This is a genomic window from Metabacillus sp. YM-086, from assembly GCF_048059995.1.
GTDB lineage: Bacteria > Bacillota > Bacilli > Bacillales > Bacillaceae > Metabacillus > Metabacillus litoralis_B.
Map to the genome: position 1 here is coordinate 1 of NZ_JBLUOI010000145.1, position 5268 is coordinate 5268.

Consider the following 5268-nt stretch of genomic DNA (forward strand, 5'->3'; position numbering starts at 1 on the left):
CTTTGTTTTTCTTAGACGTCAAGCTGGCACTGATTACTTTGCTTGTTGTACCGATTTTGTTTATCTGGACGGTTCTTTACCGTAAAGTAGCTTCTAACTATAATCATTTAATTCGTACTCGTGTTAGTGATATAAATGGAGTGGTAAATGAGTCGATACAAGGTATGACGATTATTCGGACATTTCGTCGAAAAAAGCAAACAATTGACGAATTTGAGGTGTTGAATAAAGAGCATTTTACGTATCAAAATAAATTACTAAGTTTAAATGCCTTAACTTCTCATAACCTAGTAAATGTGCTAAGAAATGCCACATTTGTCGCCTTAATCTGGTATTTCGGAGGGCAATCACTAACAGCAACAGGTATCATCTCAATTGGTGTTTTGTATGCATTTGTAGATTATTTAAATCGATTGTTCCAGCCCGTAACGGATATTGTCAATCAGCTGGCACAGTTGGAACAGGCACGTGTTGCATCGGAGCGTGTATTTGAACTACTCGATGAAAAAGGGGAAGTAGTGGACACAGAGATCCTGCCTAGATTTCAAGGAAATGTTACATTTGAAAATGTATCGTTCTCGTATGATGGTGAGAATGATGTATTAAAAAATATCTCCTTTGAAGCAAGAAAAGGAGAGACAGTTGCATTAGTTGGTCACACAGGCTCTGGGAAAAGCTCCATTATCAACCTGTTATTCCGATATTACGATATCAACCGCGGAAAAATAACGATAGATTCTATGGATACAAGCCAAATTCCACGTCAACAGCTGCGGAAGCACATGGGCATTGTGTTACAGGATCCGTTTCTGTTTACAGGTACAATCGAATCAAATGTTAGCCTTGGAAATGCTGAAATTCCTAAAGAACGTGTAAGAAAAGCTCTGAGAGATGTAGGTGCAGAGCGATTTATTAAACAGCTACCTCAACAATTTGAAGAGCCAGTTTTAGAAAAGGGAAGCACGTTATCAGCAGGAGAACGACAGCTCATTTCCTTTGCCCGGGCTTTAGCATATGACCCAGCGGTTTTAATACTAGATGAAGCAACAGCTAATATTGATACAGAAACTGAAGCAATGATTCAACAAGCATTAAATGTGGTAAAGGAAGGACGAACTACATTTATCATTGCGCACCGATTATCCACGATTCGAAATGCAGATCATATTTTAGTGTTAGATCATGGTGAAATTGTTGAAAGAGGAAGTCATGAGGAACTCCTAGAGCAAAGAGGAAAGTATTATAAAATGCATCAATTACAGCTAGGAAAAGAAGTTTCAAACGTAGGATAGAGAGAGCAAAGCGTGTTTAACCTCCTATTTTCCGGGGAATATAGTAAGTAATAGGAGGTTAACAATGAAAAAATTCGTGAAGAATCTAGTAAAGTGGGCTCCTATCATTTATCCAATTGTAAAGAAAATCGTTCGTAACAGAAAAACTAAAAGAGTGTAAAAAGAAAAAGATGAAAGGGCGGAATAATTATCCAACCTTTCATCTTTTACTCTTATCTAATGATACAGGGGAGGAAGCCTTTCACTTTTCTCATCATTGAATGAAATAGATAAATCAAGGTTTCGGTTAAGCGAAATATAAAAGATATTCTCGTAATTAATAATACCCTTGTGTGCTAATTGCTGTTTTAACCACGTTTCGTCTACTTGAAAATAACGCAGTGTGTTATCATAAATTTGTCCCTCCATCATAACTGGAAAGGAAATGGAGGGGCTAGAGCTATAGATTTTCATATCTTCTCTAGTTACCATTTGTTTTTCAGCTTTTTTTAAAACACTCAGCGCTCCATTAGCTTCAATGATTGCCAAATCAACATCTTCTAAATCAAAGGCATTTTTTTCTCTTAACATTTGAAGAACATTATCTATTGAGTAATGAATGCGACTAATATTTTCTTTCAGTAACTTTCCATTCTGAACAACGAGTGTAGGCTCAAAGGTTATAAGCTTTCCAAACTTTCGATTTTTAATTTTCCACCTGGCAACAAGTCTCTGAAACAGTCCAATGATAACAACTGTAAAAGCAGTCGGGAGGTGTTTGATGTTAGGATCTGCAATATCTGCACCAACAACAGCACCTAAAGTAAGAATAATGAGAAAATCGAAAACTGGGAGTTCCCCAATTGCACGCTTACCCATGAAAATGGTGATAAAAAGCAACAAAGGTAGAATCGTGACAATACGTCCTAGGACAATAAGTAAGTCCTTCATTAAGTCCTCCAACCTTTTCACCCCTTTTCATATTAATAGCCAAAGGGTAGCCAAAAGCATTGGATAAAATACGCTAAAAAGAAAAAGAGACGATAGAAATCGTCTCAAAAAAGCACTTATGCCTTTGGCTCAGGCACTTTTATTAAAATAAGAATACCGATGATAAACAAGATGACCAAACTAAATACACCACTGCTTGAATTTCCTGTTACCTGTGCAGTTACTCCTACAAGCAATGGTCCCATAATGCTAGCGAATTTTCCAAAGATATTATAAAAACCAAAAAACTCATTTGCCTTCTCTTTTGGGATAAGCTTAGCATAATAGGAGCGGCTCAATGCTTGAATCCCTCCTTGTGAAGTGGCAACAAGCATGGCTAGAATCCAAAAATCCAATGTCGAATCAAGAAAATAAGCATAAATACAAACACCCATATAGATGACGATTCCAACGTAGAGCATTTTTTTACCGGTAAAGCGTTCAGATAATCTACCGTATAGAATAGCAAATGGAGCAGCCACAACTTGTGTAATAAAGAGAATAATGAGTAAGCTTGTTGAATTAATACCTAGGTCAGTACCGTATGCCGTTGACATCGTAATGATGGTTCCAACTCCATCTATATAGAAAAAATAGGCTAGCAAAAATAGAAACAAAGCACGATGTTTTCGAACTTCTTTTAGTGTTTTAAATAATCGTTTAAAGCTGTTAAATACCGGATTTGGCTCACGCTCAATATAATAACGCTGCTGGACATTTTTGAAGAGTGGAATGGTAAAAAGCCCCCACCAAACCGCGGTTATGATAAATGCGGTCTTACTAGCTGCTGTTGTAGAAAGTGGAATAAGTTCACTTTGTGCTAAAACAATAATGGCAATGCTGATAATAAAAGGTATGGTACTTCCGATATAGCCAAGTCCGAATCCACGGGCAGAGATACGATTCATTCGTTCCTCTGTTGTGACATCTACCAAAAAGGCATCATAGAAAATGTTTGTCCCAGAGAAGCCAATTGCAGCCAATGTATAGCAAGCTAGCAAAAGAAGCCATTGCTCAGAGGGGATAAAGGCGAGTAGTGCGGTAAATCCCATTCCTAACGTAAAGAAGAAGGAAAAAAATCTCTTTTTGTAGCCCTGATAGTCAGCAATTGTTCCTAATATAGGTCCAAGCATAGCCAATATAAAGGTTGCGATTGAGATTGTATAACCTAAATAAGCAGTAGAATTTGCGGCACTCACACCTGCATTTGTTGCAGCCGCCTTATAATATATTGGAAAAACGGCTGTGGAGATAATAATAGAATAAGCAGAGCTTGCCCAATCATAAAATATCCAACTATTTTCTTCTTTAGTAAAGCGCTTCATCAGTTTGCCTCCCTAGTAGACTTTCCCTTCTATTCTACAAGAATTTTAAAAAGAAGGATGGTTGTTACTAAAATTTTACATTGAGTTAATAAAGCATTAACAATATCAATGCATGATATTCAGATGGAGGGAGAAGAAGATTAGTGTTAGCGTTTACATATATGTATGCGAATACTAGTATAAAAAAACCAGATGAAGATGGAAAATCCTTTTAATTGATATCCATCTCCATAATGGAAGAAATCTCTTTAAAGCCTAGCCTTTTATACAATGATTTAGCGGGATTACCTGTAAATACATTTAGCTGTACTTTGTGATATCCTTCAGACTTTAACTCTTGCATGGCTTTATTCATAAGCTGCTTGCCTATTCCGGCTTTTCGATATTGTGGAAATACATAAAGAGCAATAATGCTTCCTGTTTTTCGAGTATTCATTGGATTAAAATCAGGACCTAGTAAAACCCAGCCCACTATTGTCTGTTTATCAAGTGCAATAAGGTAATAAGCACCACTATTTAATAAAGGTACGAACATATTCATTCCCGTATGAAAATCATTTTTAACAGTCCCCATTGAGCTTTCATTCATTGTATTAATTGTCATATGAAGAAGGGAATTTGTTTCATTTTGCGTAGCTTTTCTAATCTTCATGAAAACACCTCATAGGTTATGGTCTGCAACAGTATATGAGGGATTTACGGACGTTGTGAAAGGAAAATAAAAAGCCCCGAAAATCGAGGCTTTATAATCATTATTCGAATGTCCCCTTCACAAGTGCTTTTCCTTCTGATACCATATGCTGCCCTTTAGCCCATACAGATTGAATGGAAAGATCATGATCTAATAGCACAATATCTGCATCTTTCCCAGGCTTTAGTTCGCCTTTTTGCTGTAGCTTTAAAATTGTAGCAGGGTTGCTAGTAATGACCTTTAAGGCTGTTTGCAATGGTATTTGTTCCTGGTGAACAGCATCTTTTACAGCTTGAAAGAGTGTATTGACCTTGCCAATCTTTAAGCCGACCATTTCACCATCCTCATTAAAGTCAGGAAGACTTGCTTGCCCGTCTGAGGTGAAGGTAATTTGTTCAATCGGTACATTGGCATCTAACATTCTTTTTAAGCCTTGGCTACAGGAAACCTCACCTTCAGCAAGAAACTTAGGAATTGTACTTGTTGTGAAATCAACCCAGCCGCCTTTCTTTGCATAAGAAATTCCTGCTTCAAAAAGATGCGGATTTCGGTTGATATGGGTTGGATAAAATTGGCGAATTGGAAGGTCTGTTGTCTCGAGGACCTTTAGAATAAGATCAAGATGATCATTACTATCACCAACATGAATATTTACAATGCCTGCTTTTCCAGAAAGCATCCCACCAATTCGGGCCGCAGATGCGAGCTTCGCCATTTCTTCTACAGTCGGCTGTGAGGATCTGTGATCACTAATCGCAATTTCTCCAACACCGATGATTCTATCAATTAAGATAAGGTCGTCTTCAATTTTCCCAGTTAGTGTTTTAACAGGAACCTGATAGGAGCCAGTATTCACATAACAAGTGATACCTTCTTCTTCAAGAGCACGTGCTTTAGCAATTAAATTAGGCATTGTTCTTGTTGTGCCATCGGTGCCAATCACACCAATAATGGTAGTAATGCCTGATAAAGTAGCATCTGTTAATTGCAG

At 37.4% G+C, this 5268-nt stretch carries 5 protein-coding genes; 1 reads left to right on the top strand and 4 read right to left on the bottom strand.

Going from position 1 to position 5268, the window contains the following annotated elements:
* Positions 1 to 1292: ABC transporter ATP-binding protein (locus ACEWK1_RS27215; protein ID WP_416636841.1), on the top strand; the 1292-nt coding region annotated here is incomplete at its 5' end.
* A 216-nt stretch (positions 1293 to 1508) separates the two neighbouring features.
* On the opposite strand, the gene ACEWK1_RS27220 is transcribed toward ACEWK1_RS27215, so the two are convergent.
* The 4 genes from ACEWK1_RS27220 to iadA all read right to left on the bottom strand — a co-directional run.
* Positions 1509 to 2234 (bottom strand): DUF421 domain-containing protein, encoded by a 726-nt coding sequence (locus ACEWK1_RS27220; protein WP_416636842.1) that lies wholly within the window; start codon positions 2232 to 2234, stop codon positions 1509 to 1511.
* A 104-nt stretch (positions 2235 to 2338) separates the two neighbouring features.
* On the bottom strand, positions 2339 to 3589 hold the full coding sequence (locus ACEWK1_RS27225; RefSeq protein ID WP_416636845.1) for an MFS transporter: 1251 nt from the start codon (positions 3587 to 3589) through the stop codon (positions 2339 to 2341).
* 208 nt (positions 3590 to 3797) lie between these two features.
* Positions 3798 to 4238: a GNAT family N-acetyltransferase gene (locus ACEWK1_RS27230; protein ID WP_416636843.1), complete on the bottom strand. Its 441-nt coding sequence runs from the start codon at positions 4236 to 4238 to the stop codon at positions 3798 to 3800.
* Between the two features lie 100 nt (positions 4239 to 4338).
* Positions 4339 to 5268 (bottom strand): beta-aspartyl-peptidase (iadA, locus tag ACEWK1_RS27235; protein WP_416636844.1); only part of this gene is annotated, 930 nt, incomplete at its 5' end.

Excerpts from the sequence above, each read along its gene's own strand:
- ACEWK1_RS27230 (WP_416636843.1), bottom strand. The coding sequence starts at position 4,238 with ATGAAGATTAGAAAAGCTACGCAAAATGAAACAAATTCCCTTCTTCAT.